Here is a 24,428-nt window from a genome sequence, read left to right on the forward strand (position 1 = left end):
CGTTCCGACGAACACACGGCCGCGATAGCCCCCCTTGGTGATCTACCCGGATCACGCCCGGCCGTGAAGAGGCCCCCGTGCAGCACACCCGTACCCATCTCACGTTCGGCGTCCCCGCGTGAGCCGCGTCTCCAGCGGTGCCGAGATCGTCCGGCTGCCGTCGTGGACGGACGCCGTTCCGAGCACCGCGCCGCAGGCACCCGTCGGGCGGACCGACGCGCTCGTCGGCCGAGCCGGCGAGCTGTCCGACCTGCAGCGCTTCATCGACGACCGCAGCGAGCCGGTGCTGCTCCTCGCCGGCCCGCGCGGCAGCGGCCGCACGAGCCTCATCCGCGGCCTGCACGAGCTGCGCCCCGAGCAGACCGTGCTCGTGCGCAGCCGGACCGTCGCGACCAGCCACCCGTGGACCGGGTTCGCGACCGTGCTCTCGGCGATCGACGAGTCCTCCGCGGATCTGCTGAGCGACGACGCTCCGCAGCCGGAGATCGGATCCCGCGAGCACCTGCTCCGCACGCTCGGCCTGATCGCGGCGGTCAAGCAGGCCGCCGTCGACCCGGTCGTCGTCCTGATCGACGACCTCGACCTGCAGGACGAGGAGAGCCAGGACGCGATCGCCATGCTCGCGGTGCGGCTGGCCGGCAGCCTCGTCCGCGTCCTCGCGGGCATCACCTGGCCCGCCGTGCACGAGCGCTACGCCGACCTGCCGACGCTGCGCCTCGACCCGCTCTCGGAGGAGGATCTGCGGTCGATCGCCGGCGCCCTGCCCGACCGCCGCATCGACCCCGTGACGACCGACCTGGTCGCCCGCCTGAGCGGCGGCGTCCCCGGCGTGCTCACGCAGCACCTCGAGCGCCTCACCCCCGCGCAGCGCTCGGGCGGTGCGCCGCTGACCGTGCCGCTGCCGGCCGCCTACCCCCGCGAGACCGCGATCGCCCAGGTGCGCCTCGGGCTCGAGGCGGAGGAGTGGCAGCAGCTGCAGCGCATCGCCACCGCGCCGATCGTGTCCATGCAGGCGGTGCCCGAGCTGCTGCAGCCCGAGCCGGAGCACCTCGAGCACCTGATCGCCCGCGGCCTCGTGACGCGGGAGAGCGGGTTCGTCTCCATCCCGCTGCCCGAGCTGCGGTCGCAGCTGTACTGGGAGATGACGTCCGCCACCCGGCGCGCCGCGCACGCGGCTGCCGCCGACGCGGAGGCGAGCGGCGATCCCGACCTGCGCGACTGGCATCGCAGCCACCTCGTGCTGGACGCGACGACCTCCTCCTCCCTGTACGCCGCCGCGGCCTCGATGCTGCGCAAGGGCCAGACGGCCGGTGCGCTGGAGGTCGCGGAGCGCGCCCTGGGGCTCGCCGGCGTCGTCAGCCCGGTGCAGCAGCAGCTGGAGTTCGCACGCGAGCTGCTGCTCCACGGCTGCGCGGAGCTGACGAGCCGGCACCTGCCCTCCGACCGCGCCGTGATGACCCGCCGCCAGGCGTTCCAGCGGGCGCGCCTCGAGCTCGTGGTCCGCGCCTCCATCCACGAGGACCTCGCGATGGAGGCGGTCGACGCCCTCGTCGGGCGGTACCGCATCGACCTGCCCGAGGAGTGCGCCGACCTGCTCTCCCTCGCGGGCCTGCTGCTGCTCATGGACGGCGCGCTCGAGGAGGGGGTCCAGCGCGTCCACGCCGCGGGCCTGCTCTCGACCCCGGATCCCGACGGACGATCGCTGCACCACTGGGTCGAGCGGCTCAGCACCGCGCTGCGGAGCGGCAGCCGCGGCGACCGGCCGGTGCGGCACGAGCGCGTGCCCGCCGACGCCGACGTGGAGATCCGCGTCGCCGCCGCGCTGGCGCTGATGTGGGAGGAGCGCAACGCGGCTGCGCGCGAGCACCTCGCGATCCTGATGAGCGGCTGGCACGGCGCACGATCGCTGTGGTCGGTCCGGGCGCAGGTCCTCGCCGTCGAGAACGAGCTGCGCGCCGGCGAGATCGGCCGGGCCATCGAGCTCGCCGACCGGCTCGAGCGCTCCCCCGGGCCGCGCTCCTTCATCGAGCGGACGACCCTCGCGTGGATCGCGCTGCAGCAGCAGCGCTTCGACGACGCCGAGGCGCTGATCCGCTCGTGCGAGGACGACAGCGACCTGCGGCGCCGTCGGACCGGGCTGCAGTCGATCGCCCGCCTGCGCGGCACCGCCGCGCTGCTGCAGGGCGACCCGGCGGGCGCCGCGGCCCGCCTCCGCTCGGTGGTGGAGGCGCGATCGGACGTCAACCCGGCGCTGCTCTGGGTCCACCCGGACCTGGTCGAGGCGCTCTGGCGCACCGGTGACCGTGACGGCGCGGTCGCGATCGCGGACCGCCTGGCTCAGGGCGTGGCGCGGGCGCCGTCCCGCTGGGGCACCGTGGTGCTCGCCCGCTGCCGCGCGATGGTGGCGGACGACGTCGAGGCCGCGTTCACGGAGGCGCTGCTCGCCTTCGACGGGGCCGAGCTGCCGTTCGAGCGCGCCCGGACGCACGGGATCGCCGGGCTCGCGGCCGCCAGGGCGGGGATCACCGACATGGCGCGCGAGGAGCAGCAGGCGTCGGCGGAGGCGTTCAGCCGGCTCGGCGCGACCGCCTGGGCCGAGCTGATCCGCTCCCCCTCCGCTCCCGGCGTCGGCGCGACGCGGGAGATGCCGTCGCTCACCGACACCGAGCTGGCGGTGCTGCGGATGGCTCGGCGCGGCGCGCAGAACCGCGAGATCGCGGCCGCGCTGTTCATGTCGCTGCGTTCGGTGGAGCTGCGGCTGACGCAGATCTACCGGAAGTTCGACGCCCGGTCCCGGGCGCACCTGTTCTCGCTGCTGCCGGACGGCTGGCCCGGCGACGGCCGGGGCGGATCCGGCTCAGTGGACGACTGAGCCGGCCGGCACCGGCAGCGCCTCCTCCTCCAGCACCTCGATGATCGCCCGGCGGGCGGGGCTGACCCAGACGCCCGACGACCGGGAGAACAGCGCGACGCCGAGCCGGTGGAGGCAGAGGGCGGCGTCCACGAAGCGCACGAGCGGGAACACGAGGCCGAGCAGCAGGAACAGCGGACGGCGGGCGATGACCGCGGCGACGATCGTGATCAGGAAGTCCGGCACCAGCGCCCCGGTGACCAGCACGGGGACCGGCAGCGCCTCGCTGACGACCGCGCCGAACCCGGGATCGATGCCGCTGTCGACGGTGAACGACGCGATCGACGAGATCACGACGGCTGGCACCACGAGCAGGAACGACAGGCAGCCGATCACCAGCTCCACGATCGACACGGACAGCGACGCCCAGAACCGGGTCGGGCGGAAGCGGTGCCGCTTGACGGTCTGCCAGAAGCCGAGCGACCAGCGGCCGACCTGCTTCGAGTAGTCCGCGAACGTCGCCGGGTCCTGCGTGTAGGCCAGGGCCGCCCCCGGCCGGAACTCGATGCGGCCCAGCTTCTTCGCGTGCACCTCGAACGTCATGTTGAAGTCCTCGATCGCGAGGCCCTTCGCCGTGATGTCGATCGAGCTGAGCACGCGCGATCGGTACATGCTCGCGAACCCGGGCACGATCGGCACCACGTTCGCGTACCGGGCGGCCTGGCCGAACTTCTGCAGGTACTGGAACACGATGTAGACCCGCTCGCGGTACGCGACGAGCACCTGCGCGAGCAGCCCCGGCGCCTTCGGCTTCGGGTTCGTCGCCGCCGTGCCCGCGACCGCGATCACATCCGGAGCGGCGAACAGGGGCAGGCCGGTCTCCATGTAGTCGTGGGCGAGCTTCGTGTCCGCGTCGAGCAGCATCACGACCTCGAACCGCTCCGCCAGCGCGAAGTGGTCGATCGCGGCGGCGAGCGCCCCCGCCTTCCCGCGGTTGGGCTCGACGTCCAGCACGTTCGCCCCGAACGACCGCGCGATCGCGGAGGTGCGGTCGGTCGACCCGTCCGACGCGATGAAGATCTGGCCGGCGTCCACCTGCTGCGTCGCGCTGCGCAGCGTCGCGGCGATGACCGACTCCTCGTTGTGCGCGGCGATGAGGATCGCGACGTCCGTGCGGTCGGGCACCCCGTCGACCCCGAGCGCGAGCGGGCGGTGGCGCCGGAACGCCCGGCCGACACCGACCAGCGACCAGAACGGGATCGAGATGCCGGCGATGAGCAGGACGATCACGACAGCGGTGATCAGCTGGTGCGAGGCCATGGGTCGGCCCTCCCTCTTCTACGTCCACGGCCGATTCGGGTTCGGGCGCGCGGACTGGACGTCCGGGCGAGCGTACGAAGACCATTCCGCCACCGCACCGCATGCGGACCGCACCGGCCCGCATGCGGACTTGCGGTCCGCAGGTACGCCGCCGCGATCCCGCAACACCGGGCCCCTCGTCTTCCGGCCGGGCCCGAAGTCGTCGACCGTCGTTCCCCGAATGCCTCACCCGCATCCGTCTGTCCTGCCCGGAAGGAACCCATTGACCCTCTTCGCCGACCCGCCCCGTGTCACCGGCGACACCTCGGGTGTCGTCCTCCACCCCGCCGACCACGTGACCCCCGTCGCGGAGGCACCCACCTTCGCGTACGACGTCGCCATCGTCGGCCTGGGCTACGTCGGCCTGCCGACGGCCATCTCGTACCACACCGGTGGCAACCGCGTGCTGGGCCTCGACGTGAGCGCCCGCCGCCTCGCGACCATCCGCGCCGGCAAGGCCGACCTGCTCACCCGCGACCAGGACCGGCTGGCGGTCGCCCTCGAGGGCGACGCGCTGCAGCTGACCGACGACCCCTCCCGCCTGCGGGAGGCCGCCGCGATCGTCGTGTGCGTGCCGACCCCGGTCGACGAGCACCTGGTGCCCGACCTCGGCATCCTGAGGAGCGCGTGCGACACCGTCGTGGCGAACGCCGTGCCGGGTCAGACGATCATGCTGACGTCCACCACCTACGTGGGCTGCACCCAGGACTTCCTGGTCACCCCGCTGCGCGAGCGCGGCCTCCGCGCCGGCACCGACCTGTTCGTCGCGTTCAGCGCCGAGCGGATCGACCCGGGCAACGACGCGTTCGACCAGTCCCTGGTCCCCCGCGTGGTCGGCGGCGCGACCGCCGAGTGCCGCGCGGCCGCCGTGGACCTCCTGCAGCGCTACGCGCTCGAGGTGCACCAGGTCGGGTCCCTCGCCGCCGCCGAGATGACGAAGCTGCTCGAGAACACCTTCCGGGCCGTGAACATCGCGCTCGCGAACGAGTTCTCCGACATCTGCGAGCACCTCGGCATCGAGGTCAACGACGTCATCGACGCCGCGTCGACGAAGCCCTACGGGTTCATGGCCTTCCGGCCGGGCCCCGGCGTCGGCGGCCACTGCATCCCGTGCGACCCGCACTACCTGCTGTGGCAGCTGAAGCGCGACCGCGTGGACGCCCCGCTCATCGAGCGGACCATGACCGAGATCGCCCAGCGCCCCGGCCGCGTCGTCGAGCAGGCCAAGGAGCGCCTCGCCGCCAACGGCGCGTCGCTGCGCCGCTCGAAGGTGCTGGTCGTCGGCGTCTCCTACAAGCCGGACGTCGCGGACCTGCGCGAGTCGCCGGCCCTGGAGATCCTGGAGCGGCTCGAGCAGAACGGTGCCCGCATCGGCTACCTCGACCACCACTTCGACACCCTGCGGCTGCCGTCCGGCGCCGAGCTCGAGGGCACGACGGACCCGGCCGCGTTCGGCGCGGACCTCGTGCTGATCCACACCTCCCACCGCGACGTCGACCTCTCCTGGATCACGCCGTCGCAGACGGTGCTCGACACCCGCTACCCGGCTCGCCGGGTCGTCACCGAGGCGGCGATCTGATGCGCACCCTGGTCACCGGCGGCGCCGGCTTCATCGGCGGTCACCTCGTCGAGCACCTGCTCGAGCAGGGCGACGAGGTCCTGGTCCTCGACGACCTCAGCACCGGCTCGCTGTCGAACCTGCGCACCAGCAGGCGACACCCGGGCCTCGAGGTCGAGATCGGGTCGATCCTCGACCCGGTCGCCGTGAACGATGCGGTCGGCCGCGTCGACCGCGTGTTCCACCTGGCGGCCGCGGTCGGCGTGAAGCTGATCGTCGAGCACCCGCTGCAGTCGCTGCGGACGAACATCCACGGCACCGAGAACATCCTCATGGCCTGCACGGAGAAGGACGTCCCCCTCCTGCTCGCCTCCACGAGCGAGATCTACGGGAAGAACACCGCCGACAAGCTGAGCGAGGACGCCGACCGCATCCTCGGCTCGCCGCTGAAGTCCCGCTGGACGTACGCGGCCGCGAAGGGCATCGACGAGTCGTTCGCGAAGGCGTACCACGACGAGCACGGCCTGCAGGTCACGATCGTCCGGCTGTTCAACACGGTCGGCCCTCGGCAGAAGGGCCGGTACGGCATGGTCGTGCCGAACCTCGTCGGCCAGGCGCTGCGCGGCGAGCCGCTCACGGTGTTCGGCGACGGCCGCCAGACGCGCTGCTTCTCCTCGGTGAACGACATCGTGCCCGCGGTGGTGCGGCTGGCGGAGACGCCGGCGGCCGTCGGCCAGGCGTTCAACCTGGGCGGCCAGCACGAGATCGCGATCCTGCACCTCGCGTCGCGGATCCTCGAGATCACCGGCAGCCACAGCGGCATCCGTCTCGTGCCCTACGACCAGGCCTACGCGCCCGGCTACGAGGACATGCGGCGCCGGGTGCCGGACAACGCGAAGGCGCGCGAGCTGATCGGGTTCGACCCGCAGACCAGCATCGACGACATCATCGCGGGCGTCGCGGCCGGGCTGCTGAACAGCGTGGACGAGGACGACTGGGTGATGTCGCAGGCGGGCGCCGACCTGCAGGTGGCGACCTCCTGATGTGCGGGATCATCGGCTGCGTCACGAGCGGCGAGGCGGCACCCGTGCTGCTCCGCGGGCTCGCGGCGCTCGAGTACCGGGGGTACGACTCCCTCGGGATCGCGGTCACGACGGAGGCGGGCGGTGTCGCCCGCCTCCGGTCGGTCGATCGGCTGCAGGGCCTCCGCGACCGCATCGCCGACTACCGCGGCCCGCGCCTGACGGGCACGGGCGTCGGCCACACCCGCTGGGCGACGCACGGCGGCGTGACCGAGGCGAACGCGCACCCGCACGCCGACTGCACCGGCCGGGTGTCGCTGGTCCACAACGGGATCATCGACAACGCCGACGTGCTGCGGGCGGAGCTGGCCGACGACGACCACGTGTTCGCCTCGGAGGGGGACAGCGAGGTGATCGCCCACCTGGTGGAGCGCCACCTCGCCCTCGGCGAGGACCTCATCGACGCCGTCCGGCTCGCCGTCGAGCGCCTCGAGGGGTCCTGGGCGATCGTCGTGCTCGACACGACGTCCGGCCGGCTCGTCGCGGCGAACCACAAGGCGCCGCTCGTCCGTGCGCGCTCCGACCACGGCTGGTTCGTCGCGAGCGACATCCGCGCCGTGGCCCCGTGGGTCGACGCCTTCCACGTGCTCGAGGACGGCACGGTGATGGAGATCGGCCCCGACGGCACGGTCCTCGTGGAGGAGACCGCGTCCCCCATCCCGGCCCACTGGAACGACGACGAGCCCGAGCGGCTGGGTCACCCCGACTACATGTCGAAGGAGATCGACGAGCAGCCCGAGGTCGCCGCGAGGATCCTCGACGCGGTCGCCGGGCGCATCGCCAGCGGCCTGCTGTGGCGGGACCTCGGTCTCGCCCCGTTCACGGGCGTCGCGATCGTCGGCTGCGGCACCTCCTTGAACGCCGGCGGCGTGATCGCCTCCGCGCTGCGCCGCTTCGGCGGCGTGCCCGCGCAGACGATCATCGCCAGCGAGGCGTCGGAGGCGGTGCTGCGCCCGGGCACGCTGGTCATCGCGATCAGCCAGTCCGGCGAGACCGCGGACGTCCTGGCCGCGATCGACGAGCCGGGCCTCGCCGGGCTGCCGCTGCTGGCCCTCACGAACGCGACCTACTCGACGCTCGCGCGCCGGGCCGATGCCGTCGTCGACTGCAGCGCCGGTCAGGAGATCGGGGTCGCGGCGACGAAGACGTTCATCGCGCAGGTGCTGACCGGAGCGGCCATCACGCTGTCCGCGCTGTCCGACAGCGGCCGCATGGCCCGCTCCCGGGCGGTGACCGTCGGCGAGGACCTGCTGCGGATGCCGGACCTGCTCGCGCAGGCCCTCAGCGTCGGCAAGCACACGATCCCGGCGCTGATCCCCGACCTGCTCGGGCAGAGCGGGTTCCTGTTCCTCGGTCGCGGCACCGGCGTCGAGTACGCCGCCGAGGGCGCGCTGAAGCTGAAGGAGCTCACCTACCGCTGGGCCGAGCACTACCCGGCCGGCGAGCTGAAGCACGGCCCGCTCGCGCTGGTCGAGTCCGGCACGCCGGTGGTCGTGGTCGACTGCGACGACCCGCGCATCGCCGGGAACATCGCCGAGGTCGCCGCCCGCGGCGGCCGCATCATCGGCATCGGCGGCTCCGGCGCCGCGATCCCCGCGATCGGCCGCAGCCTGCACGCCCCCCGCCCGGACGGCTTCAAGCCGTGCGGGCCCCTCGAGAGCGTCGTACCGATGCAGCTGCTCGCCCGCGAGCTCGCGGTCGCGCTCGGCCTCGACGTCGACAAGCCCCGCAACCTCGCGAAGTCCGTCACGGTCTCGTGACCCGATGCCGTTCCACCCGAAGAAGGAGCATCATGACCCACCGTCCCCCCAGCCGCCGGAGGCTGAGGACCGTCCTCAGCCTCGGCGCGGCGTCCGTCCTGGTCGTCGGCCTCGCCGTCGGCGGCCTGGCGCCCGCGGCGGTCGCCGCGACGCCGCCGACCCCGGCCCCGGCCGCCTCGACGTCGACCTCGGTGACGACCACCGCGGCCCCGAAGTCCGCGCTGCAGCTGCTGCTGGAGAAGATCGCGGCGGCGCTCAAGGCGAAGGCCACGCCGACGCCGAAGCCCACCGCGACCGCGACGCCCAAGCCGACGGCGACCCCGACGGCGACGCCGAAGCCGACCGCGACGCCCACGGCGACGCCCAAGCCCACCGCGACGCCGACCCCCACCGCGACGCCCAAGCCGACCGCGACGCCGACCCCCACGCCGACCCCCACGCCGACTCCGACGCCGACCGCGACGCCCAAGCCGACGCCCACGCCGACGCCGACGCCGACGTCGACGCCCACCCCCACGGCGAAGCCGGTCGTGGTGAGCCTGACGTTCGACGACGGTGACGACGACCAGATCGCCGCGGCCAACACGCTGAACGCCGCCGGCCTGAAGGGCACGTTCTACATCAACTCCGGCTTCCTCGGAGCGGCGGGCTACATGACGTCGTCCCAGGTGCAGGGGCTGTACGCGGCGGGCAACGAGATCGGCGGCCACACGGTCAGCCACCCCGACCTGCCGTCGATCAGCGCGGCGGAGGCGAAGCGGCAGATCTGCCTCGACCGGGTGAACCTGACGAACATCATTGGTGCGAACGTCGTGACTGACTTTGCCTACCCCTTCGCAAGCACGAATGCGTCCGTCGAGTCCATCGCCGGCAGCTGCGGCTACAACAGCGCCCGCGGCCTCGGTGACCTGAAGTCGCCGTACAGCTGCCCGACCTGCTCCGTCGCGGAGACGATCCCGCCGGCCAGCCCGCTGATCACCGCGGCGTCCGACGAGGTCGAGTCCAACTGGACGCTCGCCGACCTGCAGTCCCTGGTGACGAACGCGAAGTCGACGGGCGGCTGGGTGCAGTACACCTTCCACCACATCTGCACCGCGGCGACCTGCCCCGACCCGTACATGTCGTCGGCGCTGTTCGGCCAGTTCGCCCAGTGGCTGGCGCAGACGTCGGCCAACCCGGCGAACAACGTCACCGTGAAGACGGTCGCGCAGGTCATCAACAAGCCGGTCCAGCCGCTCGTGCAGCCGGCCTACCCGGACGCAGCCGGTCCCGGCGTGAACGCGATCGCGACGAACCCGAGCCTCGAGACGTTCGACTCCCTCTACAACAACCCGACCTGCTTCCAGCAGGGCGGCTACGGAGCGAACACCCCGGCGTTCTCCTGGGCGGGCGCGGCGCACACCGGCACCAAGGCGGAGACGCTGACCGTGTCGAACTACGCCGACGGCGACGCGAAGCTGCTGCCGATCCTCGACCTCGGGCAGTGTGCGCCGACCGTCGTCCCGGGGCACACCTACTCCCTGCGGGAGTGGTACACCTCGAGCGCCGTCACGCAGTTCGCGGTCTACCTCCGCGACTCCACCGGCAAGTGGACGTACTGGACGTCGAGCCCCTGGTTCGCCGCTTCGGACACCTACGCGCTGGCGGAGTGGACGACCCCGACGATCCCCGCGGGATCCACCGGGCTGACGTACGGGCTCAACCTCTTCTCGAACGGCACCCTGGTGACGGACGACTGGGCCATGTACGACACGGTCGGTGCTCCGGCGATCACGCCGGCGGCGACGTCGACCACCGAGGTCGTGCCGAACACCAGCTCGCTGGTGCCGGACAACGCCGAGAAGAAGGGGACCGTCCAGGTCCCCGACGCGGTGGCGACCGCGGGCGGCGAGACGGCCACGCCGTGACCGCCCGCACCCCCCGACGCGCCGCCTGACCGGCGCGCCTCCACCCCACTCGGTCCTCCCGGCCCCCGCCCGGGAGGACCGAGTGGTGCGTGCGGCGCGGGGCTCCCTCCCCTCCCCGTACCCGTCCACCTCCGTCCGAAGGCGGTCATCCCATGCAGCGGGAGTCGCGGCTCGCCGTCCGAGCCCCCTGGTTTCCGGCCGCCGGAAGCGTCGGAGGGGCGGGCCGACGGGTGCTCCAGGCCGTTCCTCCCAGCAACCACGCGGGTTCCGAGGGCGCGGCACCGTTCACGGCTCGCGCCACGCCGACGATCGGCGAGTCGCCCCTCCTCGCCGACGGCGCACCCGTGCCCGACGATGGGGCGATGGACGACATGGGGAACGCGCCGGCGCGGACGACGTCCGGCGGAACCACGGACGAGCAGGAGTGACGGCATGCGGCGTCTGAGCGGTGTCCTCCTCGGCTCGGTCCTCCTCGCGGCGCTCGCGGCAGGCGGGCTGAACGGCTGCTCGGCGCTGCCGAGCCTGCAGCCGACCCCCTCCCCCTCCGCCCCGGCTCCCTCGGCGAGCGGCTCGGTCGTGATCGGCTCGCCGGCGTCGGTGGGACCCCGGCCCTCCGCGTCGTCGACGAAGAAGCCCAAGCCGCACAAGCCGACCAAGCCGCACAAGCCCAGCACGCCGGCGAAGCCGCGGACGCCGGCGACGCCCCGTACCGCGACAGGAGGAAGCACGTCCACGTACCCCTGGCACACCGACATCGTGTCGACCACGTTCTGGGTCGGCGAGATCTTCGACCCGAACGCCTCCGACGGCAGCCAGGTGCTGTCCACCTACAACTCGCGGTGGATGAAGGACTACGGCGGCTGCGACGGCAAGCAGAGCGGCGGCGACTGCAGGACGGAGCGCCGGACCGCGGCGAACGACTGGTTCCCGACGTCGATGACGCCGAAGGAGAACCCCTTCTACCTCGACCTGCCGTTCGACGACATCAACGACCGCACCGGGCTGGCGACGCGCGCCGACGTGATCCCGTGGGCGCACGAGGCCCGGTACGCGTCGATCCTGAACGACCGGAACCAGAGCCTGATGAAGAACCGGTGGGTCGAGCTGCGCAAGGGCTCGAGGACCTGCTTCGCGCAGATCGAGGACGCCGGACCCGGCCAGTACCACGACGCCGCGTACGTCTTCGGGCACGACGACGCCCGGCCGGCCAACCAGCGGTACGGCGGCGCCGGCATGGACGTGTCGCCCGCCGTCAACGGCTGCCTCGGGTTCGCGGAGCTGGACGGCGACACCGACCGGGTCTCCTGGCGGTTCGTGGACGACGAGGACGTGCCCTCCGGCCCCTGGACGAAGGTGATCACCCGGTCCGGGGTGCGCTGAGCCGGCCGCCTCGGGCGCTCGGCGGACGCCTCGGGGTCGGCCGCCTCACAGGGGCCGCCTCAGGCGCTCGGCGGGCGCGCGACGAGCAGGACGCCGCTGCCCGACGCCTCCACCTCGCCCGCTCCCGCGGGCAGCACCACCGTCGCCCCGCGGGTCAGCCGGAGTCCGCCGAGCACGACCGAGCCCTGCTCGACGAGCACGACGGCGAATCCCGCCGGCAGCGCGCCGGCCCCCGCGATCGGGCGGCGATCGACGGTGAAGAACGCGCTCGCCGCGGGCGGGAGGACCGGGCCGTCGACGATGCCGCGGGTGACGAGCGCGTCGAGGGCGTCCGGATCGAGGCGGGTGCGCGACACCGCCTGCAGCGCGACGTCGAAGCCGAGCCCGAGGTGCCCGTCGCTCGCTCCGTCGAGGTCGAACCCGTCCCACTCCAGCAGGATCGACAGGTCCTCGGGCTCCTGCACCTCGAGCAGCAGCACCCCCTCGCCGATCGCGTGCAGCCGGCCCGCCGGCACGAGCACCGCGTCGCCCGGCCGCACGTCGATCGCGTGGAGCAGGCCGAGCAGCCGCTCGGTGCGCTGACCGTCGACGAGGGCCCGCAGCTGCTGCTCGTCGATGTCCTCGCGCAGCCCGAGGTGGACCGTGCCGCCGGCGAGGATCACCCACGCCTCCGTCTTGCCGTGCGCGTGCCCGAGGTGCCGCTGCGCGAAGTCGCCGTCCGGGTGCGCGTGGACCGGGAGGCGCTGGCCCGCGTCGAGCAGCTTGGTCAGCAGCCTCGTGTCCGCGCCCCAGCGCGCGACGTGGGCCTCGCCGAGCCAGCCGACCGGATCCGCGGCGACCGCGGTCGCGAGCGTCGTGCCGTCCGCGAGCGCCGTCTCACCGACGCCGGGCCGCCCGAGCACGTGGGTGGTCGAGGCCACCCAGTCCTCCGGCTCGTGGCTCCCGGCGGGCGGGTCGCCCCTGAGGTCCGTGATGCGGCGCCCGCCCCGGTAGAAGCGGTCGGCGGGCCGGTTCGACGGCAGCCTGATCGGGACGTCGGGCATCGCGCTCCTCGGGTTCGTGGATCTCTCGTTTCGCGGTTCCGCAGTTCCTGAGCGACACGCCGGTTCGTTGCGACCGGGCACGGCGTGTCGGACCAGAAGTGCGGAACGGCGAGACATCTGCGGATCCGCGAACCGGTGCGGGTCAGGCCGCGTCGGCGGCGAGGCGGAAGCGGTCAGGGACCGATCCGCCTCCGGTCGCGGCGTCGGCGATCAGCTCGCCGAGCACCGGCGCGAACTTGGCGCCGTGCCCCGAGCACGGCGACGCGATCACGACGGGCCCGACGCGGTCGATCACGAAGTCCTCGTTCGCGGTCCGCGTGTACAGGCAGGTCGCCTCCGCGTAGGGCGTCGCGTCCACCGTCGGCAGCAGCCGCCGCACGACGTCGACGATCCGTGTCCGCGACCCCGGGTCGACCAGGCCGTCGCGGCCGGAGGCGGTCGTCGGCGTGCCCCGGTCGTGCTCGGCGATCTTGAAGCCGACGTCGCCGGCGTCGCGGCCGCCTGGCAGCGAGTAGACGCTCATCGGATCCCCCCAGATGAACACCGGCCAGTCGGTCGGCTGCCGCGGCTGCTGCGGGAACGGGAAGTGGAACACCTGCTGCTGCGTCACCTCGAGGGCCGGCAGCCGGGCCGCGACGCCGGACGGGAGCGCCGTCGCGAGCTCGGGCAGCCAGGCGCCCGCGGCGATCACGACCGCGGACGCCGGGAGCGCGCGTCCGGACCGCAGGTGGACGACCGCGCCTCCTGCGGCGTGCTCGACCCGGTCGACGCGCTCGCCCAGCAGCACCTCCGCGCCGTGCCGCTGCGCCAGCGCGACCATGCCCTCGACCGCGGCGGTGGGGTCGATGACTCCCGCCTCCGCGTGGTGCAGCACCGGCGAGTCGGCCGCGAGGTACGGCCAGCGCTCCCGCGCCTCCGCCGCGCTCAGCAGCGCCGACCGGATCCCGTGCACGGCGAGCGCCGACGCGACCGCGCCGAGGTCGCGACCGGGACCGAGGTCCAGTCCGCCCGTCAGCGTGAGGATCGGGCGGCCGGACGACGCCTCCAGCTCGTCCCAGCCCGCCCTGGCGCGCTTCGCGAGGCCGACGTACAGGGGGTCCGGGTAGGCGTGCCGGAAGATCCGGGCGCTGCCGTGCGAGCTGCCGCCGGCGTTCGCCGGGGTGCTCGCCTCGACGAGCACGACCTCGCGACCGCGGGCGGCGAGTCGCCACGCCGTTGCGGCGCCGGCCAGCCCGGCGCCGACGACCACGATCGGCGCGCTCATCGGACGGTTCGCCGGCGAGCGCCGGTCACCCGATGGCCTTCTGCACCACGGCCTGGACCTTCGTGGCGAGCGTCCTCTCGTCCGCGGCCGTCAGGTCCGTCGCGGAGTCGGCCTGCTGCGCCGAGGCCGGCAGCCACCCCTCGCGCATCGGGTCGATCCAGGTCGCCTTCGCGATCGCCGCCGAGCTCTTCAGCGTGGCCCGGAGGGAGGTGAGCGTCGCGGTGCCGACGCCCCCCGAGATCGCGGGGCCGATGACGACGATCTCGGCGTCGGGCGCCTGCTGCTTGGCGGCCGCGTAGGCCTGGGTGGCGGCTCGCGCGACCGAGAGCGTCGCCACGTCCTCGTCGGCGGCCCCGCCGAAGAACACCACGACGTCCGTGTCCGCGGGGACCTTCGCGGCCGCCGTGACGAAGGTCACGCCGGCGTCGCTCTTCGCCGCGTAGCCCATGCCCGCGGCCGCGTCGGTCGTCACGGTGCCGCCCAGCGCGGCCTCGAGCACGCCCGTCCAGCGCTGCGCGGCGGCCACGCCGGACGCGGCCTGCGTCGTCGTGCCATCGCCGATGACGACGACGGAGGGCCCGGTCGCGGCCGGTTCCGGCGTCGGGAGGGCCGGAGGCGTGTAAGCGGCCGCCTCCGCGGCCGCGATCGCGGCGTCGTCGCGGGTCTTCAGCACGACGGCGGTGATCAGCGCGGCGCAGACGAGCGCGAGCACGACCAGCACCGCGATCCCGATGCCCTCACGGCCGATGCGCTCACGGGCGCCGCGCGGTGGACGGCGCCTCGGCGGCGGCGGGGCCGGCCGGGACGGCGGTGAACCGACCGCTCCGCGGCCGAGGGCGGGCACGGGAGTCGTCCCGCCCTCAGCGACGGCGGGCTCGTGGTCGTCGGGATCGCGTGCCGGCTGCGCATCGAGGACCGGCCGCGGCTCCGGATCCTCCTGCTCAGGCGCGGCGTCGCGCACCGGCACCGGCTCCGGCTCCAGACCCGCCGGCTCGGGCTCGACGTCGCGCACCGGCCCCGGTTCCTCGTCCGGCTCGATGTCGCGCTCCAGCTCGCCGTCCTCATGCACCGGCGCCGGCTGGGGTTCGGCGTCCGGCGAGGCGTCCTCGGGCTCCGGCTGCGGCTCGGCCTCCGACTCGGCGAACGACTGCTCGGGCTCCGACTCGGCGACCGCCCGCTCGGGCTCGGCTTCCTGCTGCTCGGGCTCCACGTCGCGCTCGGGCTGGGGTGTCCACTCCTGCTCGGCGGGCGCCGGATCGTGGACCTCCCGGTCGTCCGCGGGCGCGAGGACGGCCGCCGAGCTCGCGTCGAACGGGACGGCGACGCCCCGGTCCTCCGGAGTCGTCACCGCGAACGAGTCGTCGAGCTGGAAGAACGGGACGACCGGTCGGACGGGGTCGTCGGCGGGCTCCTCGCCGGGGTCGTGCGCCGGTACGGCGTGCTCCGCCCGCGGCTCGTCCGGCGCGGGCGCGGCGTCGGTCTCGACCTCGCCGATCACCTCGATGCGGTGCTCCGCGTCCTCGATCCCGAGGCCCTCGACGCCGTCGTCGCCGGTGAGGGTCTTCAGCCCCTCCTCGTCCCAGCCCTCCCCCGCTTCGTCGCCCTCGTCGCCGCTGCCCTCGTCCGCGTCGTCGTCGGGCTCGGGCTCGGGCTCCCGCTCGGGCTCCGGCTCGGGTTCCGGCTCGCGTTCCGGCTCCGGCTCCGGCTCCGGCTCGACGTTCGATCGCGGCCCGTCGTCCTCGAGCTCGTCCGCCTCGTCGTCGACCGGGTCGGTCGTCGCGTCGAGCACCGGCAGCGCGGCCGTGATCCGGGCCTGCTCCCTCGCGCGGTTCGCCTCGCGCAGCTCGAAGAGGGCGGCGAAGACGTCCGCCTGCGCAGACAGGGGCACGGGTGCGACCGCGTCCGTGGCGCGATCGGCAGGACCGTCCTCCGTCGGCGCGTCGGCCGGCGGCGCCGGCGGCTCGGCGACCTCGGCCGGCTCGTCGCCCTCCGGCTCCGGCTCCGGCTCGATCGTCGTGTCTGGAAGCACCTCGTCCTCGGAGCCGTCCTCCGCGTCCGACCCTGGTTCCGCGTCGGCGGGCGCCTCGTCTGCGGGCTGCCTCGGCTGCTCGACCCACTCGACGTCGTCGGGTGCGCGCTCCCACCAGGGCGTCGGCGCGCTCCCGGCGGCGGGCTGCCGCTGCTCGTCGGCATCGTCCATCGGCGGCTCTCCCGCGACCTGCACGCCGGCCGCGGCATGGGCGGGGCCGTCCGGCAGGGGGGACGACGGACCGGGCTCGGCGACGCTCGGGCCGTCCTCGAGCACCCGCCGCAGCTGCGGCTGGTCGACCGGGGCCGCATCGTCGATCGCGTCGTCGACGAACGCGCGATGACGGCTCGGGCGACCGGGCAGCAGCGCGTCCTTCATGCCGCGCCCGAGACCGCGGATGACGATCGGACCGGTCAGCAGCACGTTCGCGGACTGCTCGCCGTCCGTCGACCTGTCGTGCCGTCCGCTCACGGGCGCGTCACTCCCATCCGGCGCGCCGTCGCGGCACCGTGTCCGTCGACCCGCGGCATGGCGCGCCGTCCTGCCTCCACCGGATGCCTCCGCCCCGCTGCGTGCTCCCCGTGGACGACCAGCGTAGCGAGACGCGCGCGGCCGACGGCCCGGCGGGAGGGGGGTCAGAGGACGGGCGGGTCCTCCCGCAGCGGCGCGAGGCCCCACACCCTGGCGACGCCGATCACGACCGCGGTGCCGACCAGGAGGATCAGCGGCAGCCACTCGGGCGAGCCGATGGCGATCCCGCCGGGGACCGCCAGCGCGAACACGAAGAACGTGAGCGTGGTGATCACGAGCGCCGCGACGAGCGGCCGGGTCTGCCGCACGGTCAGCTCGCGGCGGGAGAAGTCCTTGAACTTGTCGCGGAACGAGAGCCAGACGAACGCGGCGTTCGCGACCGCCGCGATGACGAAGAGCACCCAGACGGCGGCGACCTTCTGCCCGCCCGTGCCGGTCGTCTGCACGAGGTTCACGCACGCCACCCCCGCGAGGTAGACGGTGAGCGCCTCCGTCGGCACGTAGGAGACGAGGGTCGCGAGCCCGCTGCGCTCCCCCTCGCCGATGACGGCGCCCGGCTCGATCTGCGGGATGAGCGGGCCGCCCTCGGCGACCGGCGTCGCCGCGACGGACGGCTCGGGACCGGTCGCGCGGACCGGCACCCCGAGGGTCCTGCCGGTCGTGATCGCCGCGATGCGACCGGCCGAGCGCGCGCTCACCGGGTCCCGCCGAAGGGGTGCGTGGGCATGATCGTCCTCGATCGGTCGTGGGGTCGTCGCCGCGGGGAACGGCGGGGCCTCGACCCTACTGCGGCCCGCTGCCCCGTCCCGAGGGCTTCGGCAGGACAGGACGGCGTCAGCAGGCGAGAACCGGCCGGATCGTCCTGCTCAAGACGTTCTGTCCTGCTCGAGCCCGAAAGACGGGAGGGGGCGGCTCAGGCCAGGACCACCTGGCCGCACTGCGTGCAGGACCAGTACGGCTCCCCGCTGGGCGCGGCCACCGCCTCCATCCGCAGCAGGCAGGCGGGGCAGTTCGGGGTGTCGAGCACGGCGTCGTCGAAGGCCGCGGGCTGCTGCGGGGCTGGCGGCAGCGGCCGGCCGTCGTCTCCTCCGTCGCGCATGCCCCATGGTCCCGCATCGCACCGACGGAAGCCACCTCCACGCCGATCGCGGACCTGGACGAGCGAGTCGAAAGCGTCCCCCGATCAGGGATCTGTGCACCGGGTCCCGGCGCGGGCAGCATGGCCGGGTGATCGCTCGCCGACTGCAGCACGTCCTCGCGGCGTGCGCGGTCGCCCTCACGGCCCTGACCGCTGCGGCGCCGTCGGCCCCGCCAGCGGCCGGCTCGGCGCCGATCGCCTCCGCCGCGCTCGCGAGCAGCACCGCCTCCGCGTCCGGCCGGTACGAGCTGCGCTCGGTCGTCGACCCCTCGAAGCCCGTGCGGTGGCTCGCCTGCCGGCCCGTGGAGTTCCGCATCGACACGGCCGACATGCCGCCCGGCATGATCGCCACCGTCCGCACGACGATGGCGGGGGTCGCGAAGCAGACCGGCGTGCGGTTCCGCTACGCCGGCCGCACCTCCCACGGCTTCGACGCGACCACGCACGCGGACGTGCCGACGATCTACTTCGCCTTCACCCGGGCCCGGCACGCCGCCGGCCGGACCTTCGGCGGCGCAGCCGGAGGCGGTGAGGTCGGCGTCGGCGGCCCGGCGGCGGCCTGGTACCGCGACGGCTCGGGGAGGACCTTCGAGGCGATGACCTACGGCCGGGTGCTGCTGTCGAGCCGCTTCGACGCCCCGCGCCTCGGCGCCGGCGTGACGTGGCAGACGCTGATCCTGCACGAGGTCGGGCACGCGCTGAACCTCGCCCACCGCGGCGGCCCCTCGTCGGTCATGCACCCGATGCTCACAGCGGCCTCGCCCGCCCGGTACACGGCGTCGGAGGCCGCCGCGCTGCGCCGCGTGCTGCAGACGACCGGCTGCGACTACGCCGCGTGGTCGCGGCTCTGACCTGTTCGGCCCGATCCCGCCCGATCGGCCTCATCCCGCCCGATCCAGGACCGAACCCGCTCGATCCGGCCCGATACCGCTGGATCCGCGGCCGATGGTTGCCCAGGTCAACACGGGCACGCGTGCCCGCGGACCCGTCGGAAAGTGTCACGCTCAGCGCGACCCCAGTTCACTCGCTTCACGAGGTTCACGGAGCCTGCCGATGCCGCAGATCGCACCGCCCATGGTCGGGCGCGCCGCGCTGCTCCAGGACGCGTGCCGGCGCGCTCTGGACGGGGTCGGTTCGGTGCTCACCGGGCCACGCGGCTCGGGAGGCGGTCGGCTGCTCGCCGAGACCGTGGCGGCTCTGCGCCGCTCGGGCGCCGCCGTGGCGGTGCTGCCGGACTCCGCGGCCTCCCCCGAGCACGCCTTCCTCTCCCTGCTCGACCGCGCGGACGCGGTGCGCATCGAGGCGGCGGGTCCGCCGAGCCGCGGCGCGCAGCTGGGCGCCGCCCTGGAGGCGCTGCGGCTCGACGCCCTGGCCGTCGACGCGGCCGCGATCGGCGGGCTCGCCGCCGACCTGCTGACCGCGCTCGCCGAGACCGGCACCGCGCTGGTCGTCAACGCGACCGGGCGCACGTCCGTGCCCGATGCGCTGCTCCCGCTCGAGGCGGCCGGCCGGCTCGAGCAGGTCCCCCTCCCTCCGCTGACCGATGCGGAGGTCGCCGCCCTCGCGGAGCACCTGCTGCTCGACCCCGTCGACGCGGAGCTCGCCCACGCCCTCGCCGACCTGACGGGAGGGCGTCCCGGCACGCTGGCCGAGGTCGTGCAGGACGCCGTCGGCACCCGCGCCGTCCGCCACACCGACGGCGTGTGGCACCTCGTCCGCCCGCTGCCCTCGCCGCGGTCGGTCCGCAGCGAGGTGCGCGACGCCTTCTCCGGCCTGCCGCCCGACCAGCGGGGCTGGATCGCGGCGGTGGCGATCGCGGGGACGATCGCCGCGGACCTCGCCCCCCGGATCGCCGGCCCCGCCGCCACGGAGGGCGTCGACGCGGCCGGCTGGACGGTGACCGAGGCCGGCCACGTCCGCATCGCGACCGTCCCGGCCAGGACGTCGGTCACCGACTCCCTCGACCTGCGCGCGCGGGTCGCGGTGCTGCGCCGCCTCGTGGAGGCGGTCGGCAGCGCCGATCGCCGGCTCACCGACGACGAGCGGGTCGCGCTCGCGCGCTGGCGGATCGAGCTGGGCGAGCCGGTCGACCCGCTCGAGGCGCTGCAGCTGGCGGACCGCGGCGGCACCCCCCGCGAGACGCAGGAGCTGCTGCTGCGGGCGGCCGTCGAGTCCGGCGGGGCGCCGGCGGGCGCCGCGCTCGCCGACCACCTCCGCCGCACCCGGCGCCCTGGCGAGGCGATCGCGCTGATCCGCGCGGCGATGCCCGGCGCGGCGACGGCCGACGAGCGCGTGCAGCTGGTCCGGGTGGAGGCGATGACCGTCGGGGTCGTCGAGCGGCGCAGCGCCGAGGCGCTCGACGCGCTCGACGAGTACCTGCGCGAGTACGGGCCGCACGCCGACCTGCTCGCCGTCCGCGCCGCGCTGCTGCTGCTCGAGGCGCGACCGCAGGAGGCGCTCGACTCGGCGGGCCTCGCGCTCGCGGATCCCGGGCGCGGCGCGTTCGCCGACGGCTTCGCCCTGCTGCAGGTGCCGCTCTGCCTCCGCGAGCTCGGCCAGGTGCGCCGAAGCCGCGAGGCCGCCGAGCGGTTCGCGGCCGACGATCGCGCCGCCCGCGCGTTCCCGGAGGGCGGCGCCCTGGCGAGCTGGCTGCCGCACGAGCTCGCGGTCGCGGGCGGGCTCGACCTCCCGGTCGCCGACGCGGCGCTCACCTCGCTGCACGCGAACGCGAGCGCGGACCGGCTCGCGACGCACCGGCCGCTCTACGCCTACACACTCGGCTGCGTCCGGACGCAGCAGGGCGACCCGGTCGCCGCGGCCGAGCTGCTGCGCGACGCGGACACCGGCGCCGGCGGCTGGCGGGACGGCTGGCGACCGCGGATCCTCGCCGAGCTGGCGGTCGCGCAGGCCCTCGCCGGCTCGACCGCGGAGGCCGCCGCGACCCTCGACCGACTGATCCGGATCGGCTCCCCTCCCGTGCAGCACGGCCGGCTGCGCCTGGCGCAGGCGCAGCTGGCGGCGGCTCGGGGCGACCGGCAGCGGGCCGCGACGCTCGCCGCGGCCGTCGCGGCCCGGGGCGTGCAGGCCGGGCTGCGGCTCGACGCGTTCGACGCGGAGTTCGCCGCGCTCCGCCACGGCGACCGTTCCGCCGCGACCCGGCTGCTCGCGCTCGGGCCGGATCCCGCAGGAGAGGGCCGGGACGCGCAACGGGCGTACGCCGTCGCCGTGCAGGCCGCCGACCCGGCCGCGATCGACGACGCGGCGGTCCGGCTCTGGGCCGCCGGCCAGCGCCTCCACGGGATCGAGGCCGCGTCCGTGGCGGCGGAGGCGGGCAGCGCCGTCGCCGCCAGGCGGCTCGTCGCGTGGCTCGCGCGCACCCCCAACCTGCGCCGTCCCGCCGGGTCGCAGGGCGGGTCGATCGGCCTGACGACGCGGGAGCGCCAGGTCGCGGTGCTCGCCGCGGCCGGCGCCTCCGACCGCGCGATCGGCCTCGAGCTGGGCGTCACCCTCCGGACGGCGCAGACCCATCTCGCGCGCGCGTTCGCCAAGCTCGGCGTCCATCGGCGCGCGGACCTCTGCGGCCTCGTCGACGAGCAGTGAGCCGCCGCGACGGCGTCCGGGCGAGCGGAGCACTGGACAACGGTCGAACGGGAACTGCATGATCGCTGAACCGAGATCGGGGCGCCCCGGCTCCCCCTCGGGGCACCGCCCCGGTGCCACCCACCCGGCGACGACGCCGCCCACCGACACCCGCAGGCCGATGCCCTCACCCGCTCCCCGCTTCGTCGGACGCTCTGCCGTCCTCGAGACGGTGGTGCGCCACGCCGCGACCGGTCGCAGCACGATCGTGACGGGCCCGCCCGGCAGCGGGCGCAGCCGGCTCCTGGCGGAGGCGGCGGCGCGGCTCGACGAGCAGGGTCTGCGCGTCGAGCGGCTGATCGCGACGGCGTCCGCGTCGACGGTGCCGTACGGGGTGTTCCTCGGCCTGCTCGACCGGCCGACGATCCTGCGCGTCGGCGCCGCGGACCCGCTCGGCCGCGCCGCCGTGCTCCGCGGCGCGGTGCTCGCGCTCGCCATCGACGTGCTGACGGTCGACGAGGCCTCCCTGATCGACCCGGCCTCCGCGGCCCTGCTGCTCGAGCTCGCGGAGGCCGGCACCGCGGTCGTCGTCGCGACCACCTCCGGGCGGCCGGTCCCGGATGCGGTGCACGCCCTCGTGCGCCAGGGCACCGCCGCCTCCGCCCGGCTCGACCCGCTGGAGCCCGCCGACTGCGCGCGACTCGCGGAGGCGGTGCTCGACGGGCCGGTCGAGGGCTCGCTCGGCGCCGCGCTGGCGGACGTCGCGGAGGGGCACCCCGCCGCGGTGCAGGAGGTGCTGCGCGCGGCCACCCGCACCGGCGCGGTCGTGCTGGTCGACGGGCTCTGGCGGCTGCGCGGCGAGCTGTCCGCCCCGCTGGCCGCGCGGCGGGCCACCGGCGCCCGCTTCCTCGCGGCGGACGAGGCCGAGCAGGAGTGGCTGCTCGCGGTGGCGGTCGCGGTCGAGATCGCCGACGACGTCGCCGAGGCGCTCTGCTCGGACGAGGTCGCCGACCGCGTCGCGCGCGCCGGGTGGACCGTCCACGACGACGGCGCGGGCTCCTCCCGCCTGCGCCGGCCGGCGCAGGCGGAGGCGGTGCTCGACGCCGCGGGGGCGCGCCAGCGCAGGTCCGCCGCCCGGCGCCTCCTCACCGCCGTCGACTCGCTGACCCGCCCGCCGGTCGACCGCGAGCGCATCGCCCGCGGCGCGTGGCTGCTGCAGCTGGGCGAGGAGCTGCCGGTCGCCGAGGCGGTCGAGCTGGCGCAGCTCACCTCCCTGTCCGCGCCGCAGCTGAGCGAGCAGCTGCTGCGCCACGCGGTCGCGCACGGGGGCGGCACCGCCGCCGAGGTGGCACTCGCCGAGCACCTCAAGCGCACCAGCCGCCTCGACGAGGCCGAGCTGCTGCTCGGCGCCACGCAGCGCACGGCCGGCGACCGGACCGGCGCCGACGAGGCGGCCGGCATGCTCGCGATCGTCTCCGGGTTCGGCGCACGTCGCGGTCCGCAGGCGCTCGCGGCGCTCGACGCCCATCTGCAGCGCTTCGGCGAGGGACCCGACCTGCTGGCCCTGCGCGCCGGGCTGCTCATCAACGACCTGCGGCTGACGGAGGGGCTGGCGCTCGCCGAGCGCGTGCGGCGCGGGCCGGCCGGGTTCGGATCCGTGATCGCCGGGCTGAACGAGGTCGTCGCCCGCGCGGAGACCGGCGACGCCCGGGGCGCGCTGCAGGTCATCGACGCGCTGCGCGCGCCCGTGACCCGGACCCTGGATCGCCTTCCCGAGGGGCCCATGGCCCTCGAGCACGACGCGGCCTGGGTGTGGGCCGCGGTCTGCCTCGACGTGCGCGCCGCCGCGGAGTCGGCCGAGCGGGACTACGAGCGGATGGTCGCGGAAGGCGTGCACACCCTCCGCGCGCCGTTCGCGCACCTGCTCGGCACGGTGCGGATCCTGCAGGGCGCGCCGGGCGACGCCGTCCGGCTGCTGCGGGAGGCGGAGGGCCTGCCGGGGTTCTGGCGGGACGCGCAGCTGCCGACGATCCTGGCGGGCCTCGCGCTCGCGCTGGTCCACGACGGCGACCTCCCCGGTGCGCGCACCGTGCTGGAGCGCGTCCGGGCCGAGTCCGTGCCGCGGCTGCAGGCCCCTCGGGTGCGGCTCGCGGAGGCGGAGCTCGCCGCCGCGGAGGGCCGCCGCGACGACGCGATCGACCTCGCCAGGGAGACCGCCGCCGCCGCCCACCAGGCGGGTGCCGCGGTCACGGAGTGGGACGCGCGCTACGCCGCGATGCGGCACGGCGACCCCGCCGCGATCGACGAGCTGCTCGCGCTCGACACGCTGCCGGGCGTCGCGCGGGGCTGGCAGCAGGACCAGGCGTCCGCGCTGCGATCCGGCGACCTGGCCGAGGTGGACGCGGTCGCACGACGGTACTGGTCCGTCGGGCTGCGGCTGTACGCGATCGAGACCGCGACGGAGGCGATCAGGCGGCGGGCCGATCGCGGGCTGCCGACCACCGCCTCCACGGAGCGGCTCGCGCAGTGGACGGCGGAGGTGCCGGCGCTGCGGCTGCAGGGCGTCGCCGTGCCGGCGAACGGGCTCACCGCGCGCGAGCGCGAGGTCGTCGACCTCGCGGCGCGAGGGCTGCCGGACCGGGCGGTCGCCGACCGGCTGGGCATCTCGGTCCGGACGGCGCAGACGCACCTGTCACGGGCATACACGAAGCTCGGCGTCCATCGTCGGGCCGAGCTGGCCGCCCTGCTGCGCGAGGGCGGCTGACATTCAGGAGAGGACGCGGGCGCGAGCGCGCACCGGCGTGGCCACCTGCGGCCGCCTCGCCATGCGGCGACGCTGGTCGCCGTCGGCCAGCTGCACCGCGCGGCCCAGGAACAGCGCGAGCACCACGGACACGGCCAGCCAGGCGCCGAGCACCAGCAGCACGATCGTCAGGATCGACATCCG

Annotated in this window: 16 protein-coding genes; 9 read left to right on the forward strand and 7 right to left on the reverse strand. The window is 75.1% G+C overall.

Going from position 1 to position 24,428, the window contains the following annotated elements:
- Window positions 1–118 precede the first annotated feature (118 nt).
- Window positions 119–2,872, forward strand: coding sequence for an AAA family ATPase (locus ACFE60_RS02150; RefSeq protein WP_375387192.1), 2,754 nt, complete (start codon window positions 119–121; stop codon window positions 2,870–2,872).
- On the opposite strand, the gene ACFE60_RS02155 is transcribed toward ACFE60_RS02150, so the two are convergent.
- Entirely contained in the window at window positions 2,858–4,171 is a 1,314-nt protein-coding gene (locus tag ACFE60_RS02155; protein ID WP_375387193.1) for a glycosyltransferase, read from the reverse strand. The genes ACFE60_RS02150 and ACFE60_RS02155 overlap by 15 nt on opposite strands.
- Window positions 4,172–4,433: 262 nt before the next feature.
- On the opposite strand from ACFE60_RS02155, the gene ACFE60_RS02160 reads away from it, so the two are divergent.
- The 5 genes from ACFE60_RS02160 (at window position 4,434) to ACFE60_RS02180 (ending at window position 11,897) form a co-directional block, all read left to right on the forward strand.
- Window positions 4,434–5,789, forward strand: coding sequence for a nucleotide sugar dehydrogenase (locus ACFE60_RS02160; protein WP_375387194.1), 1,356 nt, complete (start codon window positions 4,434–4,436; stop codon window positions 5,787–5,789).
- Window positions 5,789–6,811: an NAD-dependent epimerase/dehydratase family protein gene (locus ACFE60_RS02165; RefSeq protein ID WP_375387195.1), complete on the forward strand. Its 1,023-nt coding sequence runs from the start codon at window positions 5,789–5,791 to the stop codon at window positions 6,809–6,811. Before ACFE60_RS02160 ends, ACFE60_RS02165 begins: the two co-directional genes overlap by 1 nt.
- Window positions 6,811–8,610 (forward strand): glutamine--fructose-6-phosphate transaminase (isomerizing), encoded by a 1,800-nt coding sequence (gene glmS / locus ACFE60_RS02170; protein ID WP_375387196.1) that lies wholly within the window; start codon window positions 6,811–6,813, stop codon window positions 8,608–8,610. Before ACFE60_RS02165 ends, glmS begins: the two co-directional genes overlap by 1 nt.
- Before the next feature lie 32 nt (window positions 8,611–8,642).
- Window positions 8,643–10,517, forward strand: a complete 1,875-nt coding sequence (locus ACFE60_RS02175) for a polysaccharide deacetylase family protein (RefSeq protein WP_375387197.1) — start codon at window positions 8,643–8,645, stop codon at window positions 10,515–10,517.
- A gap of 432 nt (window positions 10,518–10,949) precedes the next feature.
- Window positions 10,950–11,897 (forward strand): hypothetical protein, encoded by a 948-nt coding sequence (locus ACFE60_RS02180; protein ID WP_375387198.1) that lies wholly within the window; start codon window positions 10,950–10,952, stop codon window positions 11,895–11,897.
- Window positions 11,898–11,956: 59 nt separating this feature from the next.
- Here the strand turns inward: ACFE60_RS02180 and ACFE60_RS02185 are convergent, their stop codons facing one another.
- The 5 genes from ACFE60_RS02185 to ACFE60_RS02205 all read right to left on the reverse strand — a co-directional run bounded on the left by ACFE60_RS02185 (window position 11,957) and on the right by ACFE60_RS02205 (window position 17,863).
- Window positions 11,957–12,940: a class I mannose-6-phosphate isomerase gene (locus tag ACFE60_RS02185; RefSeq protein WP_375387199.1), complete on the reverse strand. Its 984-nt coding sequence runs from the start codon at window positions 12,938–12,940 to the stop codon at window positions 11,957–11,959.
- 142 nt (window positions 12,941–13,082) lie between these two features.
- Window positions 13,083–14,204 carry an FAD-dependent oxidoreductase gene (locus tag ACFE60_RS02190; RefSeq protein WP_375387200.1) on the reverse strand — a complete coding sequence of 374 codons (1,122 nt, stop codon included), beginning with the start codon at window positions 14,202–14,204 and terminating at the stop codon, window positions 13,083–13,085.
- A gap of 25 nt (window positions 14,205–14,229) precedes the next feature.
- Complete coding sequence (locus tag ACFE60_RS02195) at window positions 14,230–16,704, reverse strand: hypothetical protein (RefSeq protein ID WP_375387201.1); 2,475 nt, start codon at window positions 16,702–16,704, stop codon at window positions 14,230–14,232.
- Between the two features lie 164 nt (window positions 16,705–16,868).
- Entirely contained in the window at window positions 16,869–17,462 is a 594-nt protein-coding gene (locus ACFE60_RS02200) for a hypothetical protein (protein ID WP_375387202.1), read from the reverse strand.
- A 215-nt stretch (window positions 17,463–17,677) separates the two neighbouring features.
- Complete coding sequence (locus tag ACFE60_RS02205) at window positions 17,678–17,863, reverse strand: hypothetical protein (protein WP_375387203.1); 186 nt, start codon at window positions 17,861–17,863, stop codon at window positions 17,678–17,680.
- A 128-nt stretch (window positions 17,864–17,991) separates the two neighbouring features.
- Between ACFE60_RS02205 and ACFE60_RS02210 the strand changes: the two genes are divergently transcribed.
- The 3 genes from ACFE60_RS02210 (at window position 17,992) to ACFE60_RS02220 (ending at window position 24,245) form a co-directional block, all read left to right on the forward strand.
- The gene (locus ACFE60_RS02210; RefSeq protein ID WP_375387204.1) at window positions 17,992–18,753 is read left to right on the forward strand and encodes a hypothetical protein; all 762 of its coding nucleotides are present in this window, start codon (window positions 17,992–17,994) and stop codon (window positions 18,751–18,753) included.
- A 202-nt stretch (window positions 18,754–18,955) separates the two neighbouring features.
- Complete coding sequence (locus tag ACFE60_RS02215) at window positions 18,956–21,502, forward strand: LuxR C-terminal-related transcriptional regulator (protein ID WP_375387205.1); 2,547 nt, start codon at window positions 18,956–18,958, stop codon at window positions 21,500–21,502.
- A gap of 160 nt (window positions 21,503–21,662) precedes the next feature.
- Window positions 21,663–24,245 carry a LuxR C-terminal-related transcriptional regulator gene (locus ACFE60_RS02220; protein ID WP_375387206.1) on the forward strand — a complete coding sequence of 861 codons (2,583 nt, stop codon included), beginning with the start codon at window positions 21,663–21,665 and terminating at the stop codon, window positions 24,243–24,245.
- Between the two features lie 3 nt (window positions 24,246–24,248).
- Here the strand turns inward: ACFE60_RS02220 and ACFE60_RS02225 are convergent, their stop codons facing one another.
- A complete protein-coding gene (locus tag ACFE60_RS02225) occupies window positions 24,249–24,425 on the reverse strand; it encodes a hypothetical protein (protein WP_375387207.1) in 177 nt (58 codons plus the stop codon).
- Window positions 24,426–24,428 lie beyond the last annotated feature (3 nt).

The sequence above is a fragment of the uncultured Amnibacterium sp. genome, from assembly GCF_964245895.1.
In the GTDB taxonomy this organism is placed as follows: domain Bacteria; phylum Actinomycetota; class Actinomycetes; order Actinomycetales; family Microbacteriaceae; genus Amnibacterium.